The 15,030-nt window shown below is 69.9% G+C and carries 14 protein-coding genes; 11 read left to right on the forward strand and 3 right to left on the reverse strand.

Annotated elements, in window-relative coordinates:
• Positions 1-218: 218 nt before the first annotated feature.
• A complete protein-coding gene (locus tag ACZ5ZX_RS21645) occupies positions 219-2,000 on the reverse strand; it encodes an ABC transporter ATP-binding protein (protein ID WP_465503782.1) in 1,782 nt (593 codons plus the stop codon).
• A gap of 196 nt (positions 2,001-2,196) precedes the next feature.
• Between ACZ5ZX_RS21645 and mshB the strand changes: the two genes are divergently transcribed.
• From mshB to ACZ5ZX_RS21660, 3 genes are read left to right on the forward strand one after another with little or no spacing between them, the layout of a single operon-like run.
• A complete protein-coding gene (gene mshB, locus ACZ5ZX_RS21650; protein WP_465503783.1) occupies positions 2,197-3,030 on the forward strand; it encodes an N-acetyl-1-D-myo-inositol-2-amino-2-deoxy-alpha-D-glucopyranoside deacetylase in 834 nt (277 codons plus the stop codon).
• Positions 3,027-3,452: a hypothetical protein gene (locus tag ACZ5ZX_RS21655; protein WP_465503784.1), complete on the forward strand. Its 426-nt coding sequence runs from the start codon at positions 3,027-3,029 to the stop codon at positions 3,450-3,452. The genes mshB and ACZ5ZX_RS21655 overlap by 4 nt, the downstream gene beginning before the upstream one ends.
• On the forward strand, positions 3,445-4,236 hold the full coding sequence (locus tag ACZ5ZX_RS21660; protein ID WP_465503785.1) for a hypothetical protein: 792 nt from the start codon (positions 3,445-3,447) through the stop codon (positions 4,234-4,236). The genes ACZ5ZX_RS21655 and ACZ5ZX_RS21660 overlap by 8 nt, the downstream gene beginning before the upstream one ends.
• Positions 4,237-4,239: 3 nt before the next feature.
• On the opposite strand, the gene ACZ5ZX_RS21665 is transcribed toward ACZ5ZX_RS21660, so the two are convergent.
• Entirely contained in the window at positions 4,240-5,001 is a 762-nt protein-coding gene (locus ACZ5ZX_RS21665; RefSeq protein WP_465503939.1) for a site-2 protease family protein, read from the reverse strand.
• 171 nt (positions 5,002-5,172) lie between these two features.
• On the opposite strand from ACZ5ZX_RS21665, the gene ACZ5ZX_RS21670 reads away from it, so the two are divergent.
• Positions 5,173-5,556 (forward strand): WhiB family transcriptional regulator, encoded by a 384-nt coding sequence (locus ACZ5ZX_RS21670; protein ID WP_007028952.1) that lies wholly within the window; start codon positions 5,173-5,175, stop codon positions 5,554-5,556.
• A 163-nt stretch (positions 5,557-5,719) separates the two neighbouring features.
• Positions 5,720-9,019 (forward strand): glycosyltransferase, encoded by a 3,300-nt coding sequence (locus tag ACZ5ZX_RS21675; protein WP_465503786.1) that lies wholly within the window; start codon positions 5,720-5,722, stop codon positions 9,017-9,019.
• A gap of 311 nt (positions 9,020-9,330) precedes the next feature.
• Here the strand turns inward: ACZ5ZX_RS21675 and ACZ5ZX_RS21680 are convergent, their stop codons facing one another.
• Positions 9,331-9,762 (reverse strand): metallopeptidase family protein, encoded by a 432-nt coding sequence (locus ACZ5ZX_RS21680; RefSeq protein ID WP_037306554.1) that lies wholly within the window; start codon positions 9,760-9,762, stop codon positions 9,331-9,333.
• Positions 9,763-9,878: 116 nt separating this feature from the next.
• Here ACZ5ZX_RS21680 and ACZ5ZX_RS21685 point away from each other — a divergent pair, with 116 nt between their 5' ends.
• The 6 genes from ACZ5ZX_RS21685 to ACZ5ZX_RS21710 all read left to right on the forward strand — a co-directional run bounded on the left by ACZ5ZX_RS21685 (position 9,879) and on the right by ACZ5ZX_RS21710 (position 14,993).
• The gene (locus ACZ5ZX_RS21685; RefSeq protein ID WP_033261311.1) at positions 9,879-10,232 is read left to right on the forward strand and encodes a DUF3499 domain-containing protein; all 354 of its coding nucleotides are present in this window, start codon (positions 9,879-9,881) and stop codon (positions 10,230-10,232) included.
• A 71-nt stretch (positions 10,233-10,303) separates the two neighbouring features.
• Positions 10,304-11,659, forward strand: coding sequence for a phosphomannomutase/phosphoglucomutase (locus ACZ5ZX_RS21690; protein ID WP_465503787.1), 1,356 nt, complete (start codon positions 10,304-10,306; stop codon positions 11,657-11,659).
• 84 nt (positions 11,660-11,743) lie between these two features.
• On the forward strand, positions 11,744-11,965 hold the full coding sequence (locus tag ACZ5ZX_RS21695; RefSeq protein WP_465503788.1) for a Trm112 family protein: 222 nt from the start codon (positions 11,744-11,746) through the stop codon (positions 11,963-11,965).
• Positions 11,949-13,040 carry a hypothetical protein gene (locus ACZ5ZX_RS21700; protein WP_465503789.1) on the forward strand — a complete coding sequence of 364 codons (1,092 nt, stop codon included), beginning with the start codon at positions 11,949-11,951 and terminating at the stop codon, positions 13,038-13,040. The genes ACZ5ZX_RS21695 and ACZ5ZX_RS21700 overlap by 17 nt, the downstream gene beginning before the upstream one ends.
• Positions 13,041-13,107: 67 nt before the next feature.
• Positions 13,108-14,331 carry a mannose-6-phosphate isomerase, class I gene (manA, locus tag ACZ5ZX_RS21705; RefSeq protein WP_465503940.1) on the forward strand — a complete coding sequence of 408 codons (1,224 nt, stop codon included), beginning with the start codon at positions 13,108-13,110 and terminating at the stop codon, positions 14,329-14,331.
• A gap of 152 nt (positions 14,332-14,483) precedes the next feature.
• Positions 14,484-14,993: a hypothetical protein gene (locus tag ACZ5ZX_RS21710; protein WP_465503790.1), complete on the forward strand. Its 510-nt coding sequence runs from the start codon at positions 14,484-14,486 to the stop codon at positions 14,991-14,993.
• The last annotated feature ends 37 nt before the right edge of the window (positions 14,994-15,030 follow it).

Raw genomic sequence — 15,030 nt, forward strand, 5'->3', positions numbered from 1 at the left:
CGACCTGATGTCCGATTGATGCCGGTATGTGCGGTTCGCGTCAGGGTCGTGAGTGGCAAGTAGGGTTAGAACCCGACTTAACACTCACGACCCCCTTGCGGAATCGGGCAAATTAGCCGAATCCGCCGCACGCGTTTCGCTCCCTCGCCTCCAAGTACGTGAAGGCCCCCTTCACTGCGTCAGACGCAGTGAAGGGGGCCTTCACGTACTTCCAGAGGCTAGTCGGCCACCGGGGCGAGCTTGCCCGCCTGCCAGGCCGCGCGGCGCTCGGCCTGTAGCACCGGGTCCGCGACCGGAGCGGCCGAGAGCAGACGGCGGGTGTAGTCCTCGCGCGGCGAGTGCAGCACCTGGTCACGCGTGCCGACCTCGACCAGCTTGCCGTGCTGCATGACCGCGACGCGGTCGGCCAGCAGGTCGACGACGGCGAGGTCGTGGCTGATGAACAGGCAGGCGAACTGCAGCGAGCGCTGCAGGTCCAGGAACAGGTCCAGCACGCGTGCCTGCACCGAAACGTCCAGCGCCGAGGTCGGCTCGTCCGCGATCAGCAGCGCCGGGTCGAGCGAGAGCGCCCGCGCGATGGCGACGCGCTGGCGCTGGCCGCCGGACAGCTCGTGCGGGTACCGGTTGCGGTAGTGGCCGCCGAGCTCGACCTTGTCCAAAAGGGACGTCACGCGCTCGTTCAGCGCCTTGCCCTGCAGGAACTTGTGCAGCACCATCGGCTCGGCGATCGACTCGCCGATGGTCATCTTCGGGTCGAGGGTGGACGCCGGGTCCTGGAACACGATGGAGAAGTAGCGGCGCAGCGGGCGCAGTTCCTTGTTGGACATGTTCGTGATGTCCTTGCCCGCGATCGACACGGAACCCTCGGTCGGGGTCAGCAGGCGGATCGCGCAGCGGCCGACGGTCGACTTGCCGGAACCGGATTCACCGACCAGGCCGACGATCTCGCCCTTGGCGATGCTCAGCGAGACGTCGTCCACCGCGCGGTTCTTCGCCTGGCCGCGGCGGCCGGGGTACTCCAGCACGAGGTTCTTGATCTCGAGCGCGGGTGCGTCCGCTTCGATCACGGCTTCGAGTTCGGTGTCCTTGAGGCGGATGTCCTCGGCGATCTTCGAAGCCTCGTCGCTGTCGGCGTCGATGCCGGAGTCGTCGAGCAGACGGCGTCCTTCGGGGCGCTGGCCCAGCACCGGCACCGCGGCGAGCAGCTTGCGGGTGTACTCCACCTGCGGCGACGCGAACAGGTCGCGCACCGGCGCCTGCTCGACGATGTTGCCCTGGTACATCACGACCACGCGGTCGGCGAGGTCGGCGACGACGCCCATGTCGTGCGTGATCAGCACGATCGCGGTGTTGAGGGTGTCACGCAGCTTGCGCAGCAGGCCGAGGATCTCCGCCTGCACGGTGACGTCGAGCGCCGTGGTCGGCTCGTCGGCGATGATCACCTTCGGGTCGCACGAGATCGCCATCGCGATGACGACGCGCTGACGCAGACCACCGGAGAGCTGGTGCGGGTACTGCTTGAAGCGCAGCGGCGGGTTCGGGATGCCGACCATCTCCAGCAGCTCGATGGCGCGCTTGTCGGCGGCTTCCTTCGAGATGTCCTGGTGCGAGCGGAGCGCCTCACGCAGCTGCCAGCCGACGGTGTAGACCGGGTTGAGCGCGGTCATCGGCTCCTGGAAGATCATCGCGATCTGGTTCCCGCGGATCTTCTGGAGGTCCTTCTCCTTGAGATCGGCCAGGTTGCGGTCGCCGAGGCGAAGCTCGCCCGCGATCCGGCTCGTCTTCGGGAGCAACCCGAGCACCGACATCGAGGTCACGGACTTGCCGGAACCGGACTCGCCGACCACCGCGACGATCTCACCCGGTTTGACGTCGAATCCGATGCCCTTGACGGCGTCGACAACGCCTTCGTCGGTCGGGAACGAGACGCTCAGGTCGGAGATGGACAGAACCGAACCCGACACGCCGCCGAGGTCCGACGATGCTGCTTCAGTGCTCACCAAGATGCCCTTCGTGGGGGTACATATGGTCACGGCGCATCGGCCATGACGGTGTCAACGCGTCCTCGGCGGTAAAGAGTGCCTCGGACGTGCGCGAGGATAACCGAGAGTCGCCCGACTAAGGTCGGTGCTCGTGGCTTCCGTTCCCGACACCCTATAAAGGAATGCCCGCCGTGTTCGAATTAGTCTTCAAGCCGTGATCTCCGCTCAGGCCAAATTGCTACTGGTGCACGCCCATCCGGACGACGAAAGCATCACCACCGGCGGCGCCATCGCCCGTTACGCGGCCGAAGGAGCCGACGTGACCGTGGTCACGTGCACTCTCGGTGAGGAAGGCGAGATCATCCCGCCGTCTCTCGGCGGGCTCGGTTCGTGGGCTTCCGACCAGCTCGGCGGGTATCGCGCGGGCGAACTGGCGTCGGCGTGCGCCGCGCTCGGCGTCTCCCGGCATCGCTATCTCGGCGGCATCGGCCGCTGGCGCGACTCCGGGATGGCCGGCACACCGTCCGCGGCCCATCCGCGCGCCTTCTCCGGCGGCGACGTCGAGGAGCAGGTGGCTCAGCTCGCCGAGATCCTCGACGAGGTCCGTCCGCAGGTCGTGGTCACTTATGACGCTTTCGGGGGTTATGGGCACCCCGACCACATTCGCGCGCACGAGATCACGATGGCCGCCGCGCCGAAGGCCGCGTCGGTCGAGCGGGTGTTCCATACGGTTTCTTCGCGTGACGCGGTCGCGGCCGGGCTCGCCGCGTTGCGCGGGCACTCGCCGTTCCAGGTGCCCCAAGACGGCGAACTGCCGGTGACGCCGGACGAGACGATCACGACCGTCCTCGACGTCCGCGCGCACCTCCCGGCGAAGGCCGCCGCGCTGCGGGCGCACGAGACCCAGGTCAGCGTGCCCGCCGCCGAAGACCACTTCGCGCTGAGCAACGACGTCGCCCAGCCGATCACACCGGACGAGTACTTCGTGCTCGTTCACGGCCCGGCCGAGGGTGCCGCTGCCGATCTGTTCGGAGGACTCGCGAAGTGACGGTCACGCCCCAGCCGCTCACGCCGCGTCAGCGTGGACTGCTGGTCCTGCTGTCCTTCGACGCGTTCCTGCTGGGGCTGCTCGAGTTGTTCTTCCTGCCGCTGCGGCTCGACGGCATCGTGCTCCCGAAACTCGGGGACGCGCCGATTCCGCTGACCGTGGTGCTCGCCGTGCTCACCACTCCCTTGCTCGTCATGACGACCGCGAAAGTGATCCGCCCGTCCTTTTCGGTGATTCCGCTGCTCGTCTGGGTACTAGTCGTACTCGGGATGGGCGTGACGGGCCCGGGAGGTGATCTGGTGCTGGTACAGGACTGGCGGGCGCTGCTGCTGATCGGCGGCGGCGCGCTGCCGGGCGCGCTGGCGCTGGGCGGAGGTCTTGGCACGGTGGCGAAGGCGGGCAAGGGAGGTAACGATGGGTGAAGCGATTTCGGATCGCCAGGTCGTGGCGGTGCTGCGGCCGTTCGTCCGCGCCTGCGGTCCGATGGTCGACGCGTTGCGGGTCGCGGATCCGTTCGGCCTGCAGGCCAGGGGCCGTCGTGAGGACGCGCTGGAAGGCGTCGAGCCCAAGCTGAAGGACAAACTCCTCGACGGGATCACGTCGGTCAAGGTGCCCGGCACCGCGGCCTGGGCGGAGATGTCGAACTACCAGCGGACCCATTGGTGGGTGAACCGGGTCGGCCGGGTCACCGCGCTGATCACCGCCATCCCCGGGCTGGGCGGCGCGCTCGCCGACCGGCTGCCGGTGCAGGACGCGCTCGGCTCGGCGTCCCAAGGGATCCTGCTGTGCGCGATCGCGGGGGAGTACGGCGTGACCGACGTCGGCGCCCGGGTCCGGCTGATCGCGTGGGTGCTCTTCGAACGCGACATCGATCCGGTGATCGCGGCGGGTAAGCACGCCGACCACGACAAGACCGCCGAAGACGACGAAGCGGCGAAGCTCACCGAAGAACTCGAGGATGCCAAGAAGAAGCACGGCAAAGTCACCTTCAAGGCTGCCGCGGGCACGCTGTGGCGCCTTGGCCGGGGACTGCTGGGCATCGTCGACGAACTGGAGAAGCGGCCGCGTGGCCGCTTCATCCACCGGGTGCTCGGCAAGCTGCCGGTGGTCGGTATGGCGGGCGACTACCTCGGCGAGCGCTCCGGACTGAAACGCGTCTGGAAGCGGGCGCACACGTGGTTCACCGAGCATCCCGAAGGCGAGTGACGTTCACCTCCAGAACATGAAGGCGTCCTGCCCGTATTGAGCCGCGAGCGAGAAGCCGCCGACAGTGTCGAAGAGCGCGTAAGAGACATCCCAGAGCACCCCGCTGGCTCCGGGGACGGCGAACAGCACGGCGAACAACGCGAGCGGCGCCCACGGCCGGGCCTTGGCACCGAACTCACGCGCGCCGGGCGAGAGATAGGGCTCGATCGCGCCCCAGCCGTCGAGGCCGGGAATCGGCAAGATGTTCAGGATGAACGTGACGATCTGAAGCAGCGCCAGGAACGAGAGTCCGATCACGAGCCCGGTCGCCATCGGCACGAGCGCGACGACGAGGGTCAGCAGCACGCCGACGGCGAGGTTGCTGAGCGGACCGGCGAGGGAGACCCAGGACTGGACCCCGCGTGAGCGCAGCCGTCCGTGTTCGATCCAGACCGCGCCACCCGGCAGCGGGATGCCGCCGATGATGAGGAATACCAACGGCAGGACGATGGACAGCACCGGATCCGTGTATTTCCGGACGTCCATGGAGAGGTAACCCTTGTGGGCGACGCTGTGATCGCCGCCGCGGAACGCCACGATCGCGTGCCCGAACTCGTGCAGCGACAGTGACGCGACCCAGCCGCCCGCCACGAGCAGGACCACGCCGGTGATGATCAGCGGGTCGTAGTGCCGAGTGGAAATCGTGGTCGTGTCACCGAAAGCCGCCAGTACACCGCCCAGGACGGTGACCGCGAGGATGCCGAGGAAGATCGGGCTTGGCCGCACTGCTGATCTCTGCACCCCACCAGTCTTCCGTATGCCCGATGTGAAGTTCTCGGCGTGTCCCCTTGCGCGGCCGCGCCGAAGTATCCCCCGAACTCGCTACTCCGCTTGACCTGACCGCACTACACGGGTGTAATCACAGTGATGTCATTCGTCGCTGGAAGGGGGCGGCGGATGGTGTTTCAACACCGCCAGCCTGGGGAGTGCGTGGACAGCGAGGAGGCGGACGTGCGGTTGGAAGCAGATGGAAGGGAATGGGGGCAAGTCGTGGGTTGGGGTGAGGTCCCGGAGCAGCAACTGGGCGATCTCACCGAGCTTTTCGACGATGCCTCCGCGGAAGAGCAGGACTGGCAGGAACGGGCCCTCTGCGCGCAGACGGACCCGGAGGCGTTCTTCCCGGAGAAGGGCGGCTCCACCCGCGAAGCCAAGCGGATCTGCCTCGGTTGCGAGGTCAAGGACGAGTGCCTCGAGTACGCCCTCGCGCATGACGAGCGGTTCGGTATTTGGGGCGGGCTCTCCGAACGCGAGCGTCGGAAACTGAAGAAACGAGCTGTGTGACGGCGATCTCCGGCACCCCGTGCGCCGGAGATCGCTTCCTGCCCGCTTCCACCGGTCTTGATTCCACACGGTCTTGATTCCACAGTGTGGGGCCACCAACGGGTGACAGGGTCGCGTCGTAGGGTGGCGGCACTCGACTTCGCCGCCACGACTGGAGTGCCCGTTGTCCCGCACTGCCGCGTCACCCGCACTGCGCACGGTCCCCGTTCTGGCCATTGTGGTCTGTCACAACGGCGAGAACTGGTTGCCACTGGCGCTTTCCGCGTTGCGGCGCAGTGGCGTCCGGCCCCGGCACGTGCTCGCCGTCGACACCGGTTCCACTGACCGGACCGCGCGGATCCTGACCGATGCGGCGGCGGCCGAAGGTGTCGCCGGAGAAGCGCCGGTCCTCGACGGAATTCTCACGCTATCGAGTGATGTGGGCTTCGGTGCCGCTGTCGGCGAGGCCGTCGAGTACGCCGTCGAACGCTGGGGTGATCCCGGCGGCTGGGTCTGGCTGCTGCACGACGATTGCGCACCGGAACCCGACTGTCTCGAAAACCTGTTGGCGGCGGCCGAAAACGAGCCTTCCGCGACGGTGCTCGGTCCGCTCGCGGTGGACTGGAGCGACCCGCGGCTGATCGTCGAAGCCGGGCTGTCGACCGACGCCATCGGCCACCGGCAGCAGATCTCGCCCGAGGAGACCGCCGCGGCGGTGCTCGCCGTGCCGAGCGCGGGATCGCTGGTACGGCGGGAGAGTTGGCACGACCTCGGCGGATATGACCCCGGATTTCCTTTGCTGCGCGAGGATCTCGACTTCGGCTGGCGCGCCAACGCCGCGGGCGGCCGCGTGCTTTCGGTGCCGTCGGCCCGGCTTCGGCACGCCCGTGCGCTCAGCACCGGACAGCGGGAACCGCACGCGCTCGGGATTTCGCTCGCCGCCGCCAACCGCGCGCACGGACTCCGGGTGTTCCTCGTCAACTGCTCCCCGTTGTCGTTTTGGTTCGGCTTGTTTCGAATCCCGTTCTTCGCGGTGCTGCGCGCGCTCGCGTTCCTGCTGCTGCGCCGCACCGGCGAGGCGAGCGCGGAACTCGCGGCGATCCGGTACCTGCTGCGCGGCCGCGGCGGATTGCGCGCGGCCCGCGGCGAACGCCGGAAGGACGGCAAACCCGGCGATGTCCGCGGCCTCTTCACCGGGCGGATGACGCGGGTGCGCAACGCGGTCCGCGCCGGTGTCGTCGGTCTCGTCCGGCGCGGCGTCGAACGGGATTACGCGCTCGGGACCGTGCCGGAGACCGCGGATCAGCAAGGCGCCTGGATTCCACCGGAAGCGTTGAAGGCCGGGCAAGAGCGGCCGGTCGGCCCCGGCGCGCTGCCCGCCGGCGCGATGCGCGGTGTCGGCTCGCGGGGGACCGGTCTGCGGCGGCCGAGCGGGGTGGTCGCGGTCGCGGTGCCCGAGCAGGCAGCCGAGCCGCGCGGCGAGGGCAGGCCGAAACCGTCGCCGGTACCGCGTGACGGCGGGCGGGCGCCGGAGCCGGAACTGGTGTTCGTGGAGGTCGACCGGAAACGGGTGCTCGGCGCGACCGTGTTCGCCCCGCCGGTGGTGATGCTCGTCCTGCTGACGGCGCTCGCGTTCGTGGTCAACGGTTCGCGGCTCGGGCTCGACCTCTCCGGCGGGAAACTGCTGCCGGTCGGCGGGCTCGGCGAGATCTGGTCGTCGTATCTCGCGCCGTGGCACGCGATCGCGGGCGGGACGGCGAGTCCCGCACCCGCGACGCTGCCGGTGCTGGGCGTCCTCGGCGCGCTCTTCACGCCGATCGGGGGTCCCGCTGCGCTGGTCGCGATCCTGCTGATCGGTGACATCCCGCTCGCCGCCCTGAGCGCGTACGCCGCTACTCGGCACCTTCGCGTGCGTCGCTGGGTGCGTGCCGTCGTCGCGGCGGCGTACGGCGTGCTTCCCGCCGCCACGGCCTCGGTCGCGCAGGGACGGCTCGACGTCGTCGTCGTGCACCTGTTGCTGCCGCTGGTGATCGCCGGCGTCGTGGGGTTGCTGGTCCGCGCGGACTCGCGGTGGCTGCACGTCTCCGCGCTGAGCGCGATCGGGCTGGCGCTGATCGGCGCCTTCTCGCCGCTGGCGCACGCGCTGGCGCTGGTCGGGCTGGTGGTCGGGTTCGTGGTGCTGCCTTCGCCGAGCGGGCTCGCGCGACGGATCGCGTCGGTCGGCATCGTGGTCTTCCTGCCGCTGGCGCTGCTGCTGCCGTGGCCGAGTGTGCTGCTGCGGCATCCGGAACTGCTGCTGCACGGGCTCGGCGGCGGGGCGACGGCCGCGTCCGGCGCCGATCTCGCCGGGCTGGACCCTGGTGGTCCCGGCGCCTGGCCGATCGGGGTGGTGCTGGTCGCGGCCGCGATCGTCGCGCTGGTGGTCCGGCCGTCGAGGGGTGCGGGCGGCGGCGTCGCGGTCGTCGTACTGGGGGTGCTCGGGCTCGTGGCCGTGCGGTTCGTGGCGGTGACGCCGATGTCGGGCGGCGCGCACGCGACCGGATACGCCGGGGTGCCGCTGCTGGTGATCGGCGCGGGGCTGCTGTGGACGGTGCTGGCGACCTGGCAGCGTGGCGCGGCCGTCGTCGAACCGGCGCCGTGGCTGGCGAAGGTCACCGCTGTGGCCGGCGTGCTCGTGCTGCTGGCGCTGGCGACCGGTGCCGTCGTCGCCGGACGGGAAGGGCCTTTGCGGTCGGGTGACCGTCCTTCTCTGGCCCCGGAGATTTCGGCGGAACTGGCTTCGAGCGGACGTTCGGTACTGGTGGTGGGCTCGTCTCCGGACCTGGTCCGGCAGACCGGCGGGCGGTTGCCGCTTTACGGCGACGACGAACTCGCGCCGACACCAGGCAGCGCCGACAGGCTGGCCTCGTGGCGCCGGGACCTGCTGCAGGGCTCACCGGACGCGGTCAAACAGGCCTTCGCGGCGGCCGCGGCTTCCGGGGTGCAGTACGTCGTGCTGCCCAGCGGGGTGGACGGCTCGGCCTTCGTCGGGCTCGCGCGGGACCTGGTCGCGCCGGTCGCGCCTGCCTCCGACGGGCGGGCGGTGCTCCGGCTGCTGCCCGCCGGTGGTCAGGTGGCGTTGATCTCCCCGGAACTGGCGCAGGCGGCGGTGACCGGGAAGGGCGCGCCGGGCGCGTCGCCCGGGGTGGCGCCGGTGCAGGCCGGGCTGCCGGACGTGCGGGTGCGTGTCTCGGAGGGGCCGACCGGGCGGCTGCTCGTGCTGGCCGCGGAGTTCGAGGCGGGCTGGCAGGCGACCGTGGACGGCAAGGCCGTGCCGATCGTGCGGGCTTGGGGCCACCAGGTCGCCGTCTCGGTGCCTCCCGCGCCTTCGGAGGTGGTGGTGGAGCACCAGGGGACCACGCGGAACCTGTTGCTGCTGGCGCAGATCGCGGCGGTGCTGTTCACGCTGCTGACCGCTGTGCCTACGCGGCGGCCGCTTTCTTGAGCGCTTGTGGCTCCTGCGGATGTCGCAAGGGCCTCCTTTGAGACGTTCAACGTCTCAAAGGAGGCCCTTGCGACATCGCTGCGTCGTCTCCTCGAAGCGCGCTATGAAAGGTCCTTTCCTGGCAAAATTTGCGAGGAAAGGACCTTTCCTCGCACCAGAACCGAGTTGTCCACAGCGTGCCCCGGTTGTGGACAACTCCGCGCTTCAGTCCCGTTTTCCCAGGTCAAGTCGGTCCCTCGCGGTACGCTGGGCTGGGGACGCCCCCCGGGGAAGGGCGGGGGCTGGGTCGGGGTGGGTGGGGAAGGTGAGGGTTATTCGCCTTCGATGACGTCGGGTTCGACGCCGAGGTAGCCCGCGACCTGTTCCACGAGGACGTCGTGCACGAGTTCCGCGAGTTCGCCCGGGTCCTTCGCGCGCGCTTCGAGGGGGCGGCGGTAGAGGACGATGCGGGCGCGCGTCGGCAGCCCGGCGCGGTCGACGCCGGCGGGGACGAGCCGCGAGAGCGGGACGGCGCCATCGTGCAACACGCCGTCCACTCCGCTCGGTGCGCCATCCGAGCGAACTTCGGGGACGTCGTCGACGGCGACGTCGAGCTTCGTCAGCTCGTGCCGCCACCGCGCCTCGATCGGTTCGAGCGCGTCCAGAACCAGTGCGTCGAACCTTTCCGCCCTGCTAGCGGCGGCGGGAAGGGTCGACGGATAGAGCGCACCACGCAGGCCCCGGCCGTGCCGGTCCCGGCGCATCCGCCGTCGCTGTCGGGAATCACGAGCCGTCGCCACGAACCGAAGGGTACGCGCTCGGCGAGTCGAAGCGCGTGTCGCCGGTACGCCGGGCTCGCGACGCGCTATCGTTCTCGATCGTGCGGAGCGTACGAAAGTGTTCGCGAACGGGTTGCCTCGAGCCCGCTGTCGCCACGCTCACGTATGCCTACAGCGATTCGACGGCCGTGGTGGGCCCTCTGGCCACCGCGAGCGAGCCGCACTCCTATGACCTCTGCGAAGCCCACGCCCTCCGGCTCACCGTGCCCAAGGGCTGGGAAGTCGTCCGGCACGAGGGGGCCTTCGCCGCCCCGGACCCGTCCGCCGACGAGCTGACCGCCCTGGCCGAGGCCGTCCGCGAAGCGGGCCGTTCGGACAAGCCCGCGCCGGCGCCCGAACCCGAGGGACCCTCGGGCAGGCGCGGCCACCTGCGCGTCCTGCCCGGCCGCGCCTGACGCAAGGGCTCGCCGGTAGGCTTTCGAGGCGCCAGAGGGCGTTGTAACGAGACTATTGGCGGGGAGCAGGCGTGCCAGACCTTTCGGGCATCGTGAAGGCCTACGACATTCGCGGCGTGGTCGGTGAACAACTGGACGTGGCACTCGTCCGCGACCTCGGCTCGGCGTTCGCCCTGTTGATCAAACCCGAGTCGGACGCGATCGTCATCGGCCACGACATGCGCGACTCCTCGCCGGAGCTGTCCGCCGCGTTCGCCGACGGCGTGACCTCGCAGGGCCTCGACGTCGTCACGATCGGTCTCGCCAGCACCGACCAGCTGTACTTCGCGTCCGGTTCGCTGAACCTGCCCGGCGCCATGTTCACCGCCAGCCACAACCCGGCCAAGTACAACGGCATCAAGCTGTGCCGTTCGGGCGCGGCCCCGGTCGGCCAGGACTCCGGTCTCGCGGAGATCCGCGACACCGTCGAGCAGGGCGTGCCCGCCTTCGCGGGCCAGCGCGGGTCGGTGACCGAGAAGGACGTCCTCGCCGACTACGCGGCGTATCTGCGCAAGCTCGTCGACCTGTCGGGCAGCCGTCCGCTGAAGGTCGTCGTCGACGCGGGCAACGGCATGGGCGGTCACACCGTGCCGACCGTCTTCGCGGGCCTGCCCATCGAGATCGTGCCGATGTACTTCGAGCTCGACGGCAGCTTCCCGAACCACGAGGCCAACCCGCTCGACCCGAAGAACATCGTCGACCTCCAGGCGAAGGTGCGCGAAGAGGGCGCCGACGCCGGTCTGGCCTTCGACGGGGACGCGGACCGCTGCTTCGTGGTGGACGAGCGCGGCGAGCCGGTGTCGCCGAGCGCCATCACCGCGCTGGTCGCGATCCGTGAGCTGGAGAAGGAGCCGGGCGGCACCATCATCCACAACCTCATCACGTCGAAGGGCGTCCCCGAGATCGTCGCCGAGCACGGCGGCAAACCGGTACGCACCCGGGTCGGGCACTCGTTCATCAAGGCCGAGATGGCCAAGACCGGTGCGATCTTCGGCGGCGAGCACTCCGCGCACTACTACTTCCGTGACTTCTGGCGCGCCGACACCGGCATGCTGGCCGCGCTCCACGTCCTCGCCGCCCTCGGCGAGCAGACGGGCCCGCTGTCCGAGCTGACGGCGGAGTACTCGCGCTACGCGGCCTCTGGCGAGATCAACTCGACCGTGGACGACCAGGTCGCGCGCATGATCGCGGTCAAGGACGCGTTCGGCGCGCGTGACGGCGTCGAGATCGACGAGCTGGACGGGCTCACCGTCCAGCTGCCCGGCGGCGGCTGGTTCAACCTCCGCCCGTCCAACACCGAGCCGCTGCTCCGCCTGAACGTCGAAGCCGCCGACGCCGAAGCCGTCCGGGCACTGACCGAAGACGTACTGGCGATAGTCCGTGGGTAACGAATGTGTCGTGAAAACACACATAGAGACATCTCTTGGTCTCGAAGGTGGCATTCACGACGGACCCACAGGTAGGGAGTAACCATGGCCGTCACGCTTGACGCACAGTTGCTGGAGATCTTGGCCTGCCCGTCCCCCGATCACGCGCCGCTGCGCACGGGGACGACGGCGGACCCCGAGGCCGACGCGCTGACCTGCACGGAGTGTGGCCGAGTGTATCCGGTCCGTGATGGAATCCCGGTATTGTTGCTGGACGAAGCCACCGAGCCGACGAACCCGGATGGCGAACATGCCGACGGTCCCTGACGATTCCCTGCTCGACGATCCCGCGAGGCTGGCCGAGGCCGACACCGCGGGACTGCTCCGTGCCGCCGCGATGGCGGGTGCCCAGGTCAGGGCGACCGCCGAAGCCGCGGCCGAACTCGAGCTGAGCGATCGCCTCGACGTCGGGCGTCCCCGCTCACTCGTGCTGCTCGACCGGCCAGGGGTCAGCCGGACGCTGACCCGGCTGGTCGCCGCGCTGCTGACCCCGTCGTGCCCGGTACCGGTGGTCGTCGCCGAGGTGGTGCCCAGCTGGATCGGCGCGCTCGACGTCGTCTTCGCGCACACCGACGACGCCGGTGACCGTGAGCTGGCCGCTTCGCTGGAGCGCGCCGCCCGGTTCGGCGCGACAGTCGTGCTGTCCGCGCCCGCCGAAGGCCCGGTCGCGGCCTCCGTGGCGGGGAAGGGCGTGCTGCTGGCGCCCCGGATCCCGGTACCGCCGGAGATGGCCTTCCCGCGCGGGCTCGCCGCCGCGCTGGTCACCGCGAACGCGCTCGGCCTGCTGGTGGCCGATCTGGAGCAGCTCGCCGACCACCTCGACGCGGAAGCCGAGAAGGACTACCTGGCCAGGGAGTCGTTCGCGAACCCGGCCAAGGCGATGGCGCTGCGCGTCGCCGACCGGCAGCCGCTGCTCTGGGGACTCGATCCGGTCGCGGTCGCCGTCGGCGAGCACGCGGCACACGCTTTCGCCGCCCACGCGGCACTCGTCTGTGACGTGGAGGACTACCGCCAGGCGCTGGCCAGGCCCGCTTTGCGGCGCGCGGCGTTGTCCGGGGGCGTGGAGCGCGATATCTTCGCGGACCCGGAGGAGGGGGTCGGCTTGACGCCGAGGGTGTTGCTCCTCTCGGTTCGGACGGGGCCCGCCACGGAGGCGGCCCGCTTCGAGGCACAAGACCTGTTGCCCGGTGCGGACGTGATCGCCCCGGCCGAAGAGATCGAAACGGACGAGATCGTGCGTGCGGCCGTTCTCGCGCTGCGTTTCGAGCTGGCCGCGGTCTACCTGGGGCTGGCCGTCGGCAGCATCGGCGGCGCCGGGAGGTACACGCCTGCAACGGCGTGAGCCCCGCGCGCGACGTGAATGAATGAGGGCCGGCACCACCCGTGCCCGGCGAGGAGTTGAGGTGACAGTGGAGCTGCTGCGCAATGCCGTGCGGCCCTACGCGTGGGGATCGAGAACGACGATCCCCGAGCTGCTGGGGCGTCCGGTGCCGGCGCCGCATCCGGAGGCGGAACTGTGGATGGGCGCCCACCCCGGCGACCCGTCCCACGTCATCGGCCCGGACGGCACCGAGCGGAGCCTGCTGGAGCTCGTCGAAGCCGACCCGGTCGGCCAGCTCGGCACGAGCTGCGCCAACCGCTGGGGCGGCAGGCTGCCGTTCCTGTTGAAGATCCTCGCCGCCGAAGAGCCGCTTTCGATGCAGGCACACCCCTCGGCCGCGCAGGCGGCGGAGGGTTACGCCCGCGAGGAGTCCGCCGGGATCCCGCGCGACGCCTCGAACCGCAACTACCCGGACCCGACGGCGAAACCGGAACTCGTCTGCGCGCTGACGGAGTTCCACGCGCTGGCGGGCTTCCGTGACCCGGAGCGCACGATCTCGCTGCTGAAGGCGATCGAAACGCCCGGTCTGGCGAAGTACGCGGTGCTGCTGGAGGCACAGCCGGATCCGGCCGGGCTGCGCGCGCTGTTCACCACCTGGATCACCCTGCCGCAGGCCGCGCTCGACGAACTGTTGCCCGAAGTCCTCGATTCGTGTGTCAAACACGTGCAGGAACGCGGCGAGTTCGACGTCGAATGCCGGACCATCCTGGAACTCGGCGAGTCGCATCCGCGGGACGCGGGCGTGCTCGCCGCGCTGCTGCTCAACCGGCTCACCCTCAGCGCGGGTGAGGCGATCTACCTGCCTGCCGGAAATCTGCACCTGTACCTGCACGGCACCGCCGTCGAGATCCTCGCGAACTCGGACAACATCCTGCGCTGCGGGCTGACCCCCAAGCACGTCGACGTGCCGGAATTGCTGCGCGTCGTCGACTTCGCGTGCGGTGAGATGCCGGTCCAGAGCGGCGAGCAGGAGGCGCGCATGTCGGTCTATCGCACCGACGCGCCCGAATTCGAACTCTCGCGGATCGAATGGGAGGCCGGGGACGACGGCGAGGTCGCCGTCCACGACGTCGGCCCGCAGATCCTGCTGTGCACCGCGGGCAGTCTCCAGGTGACCGCCGACGACGGCGAGCAGGTCGAACTCCGCCGAGGCCAGTCGGTGTGGCTCCCGGCCGCCGACCCCGCCGTCCGCGTGCGGCCGCTTTCCGCCGAGCGCACCCAGGTCTTCCGCGCCACCGCCGGTACCTGCTAGCCCTCGACCCCTCGCGGTTCGTCCTCTGAATGCGGTACTTGGCCGAAGTGTGTGCGTTCCGTGTGGTGGGTTCCGCAACTATCGCCCGAAGGGGTGACCCGACGGTTGTCGTCGGCTCATCCCGGATGTCGATAGCCAAGGAGTGACCAGCAGTGACTTCCCATCCCGACGCGGCGAGCGGGCGCGTTTACCGGGTGCGGGTTTCCGTGCGCCCCGGTGTCCTGCTCACCGCGCTCGGATTCGCCGTGGTGACCGTGCTCGTCCCGGTCGTCGACCGGGCGCGCCTGCTGTCGGACGGCCAGGACCTGGTCGTCTCGGCGCAGGGGCTGGCGGGGCTCGCCGCTGACGTGATCGAGGCCACCAAAGCCATGGGTTCCGGTCTGCACGGGCTCGCCGCCGACGCGGAAAGCAGGCTGAACCTCCCGCTGGTCGTGCTCGCCACCCTCGGCGCGCAGGTACTGCTCACCGCCGCGCTCGTGGTCACCGGAGCGCAGCCCACCCGCGTGATGCTGACCGTCGCGGGCCTGCTCAACATGTTCGCGGTCGCGCGGCTCGAACCCGGCTCGCCGTCGGCGTGGGACGCCGCCGCCAACGGGGCGCTGGTCATCGTGCTGGCCTGGTTCTCCTCGAACCGTCGTGAGCCGCGGTTCGCGCTGAAGTGATTTCCGGGTGGTGCTCGTCTGAGGGGTCGGGCACCCC

The organism is Amycolatopsis sp. NPDC033938, assembly GCF_055575975.1.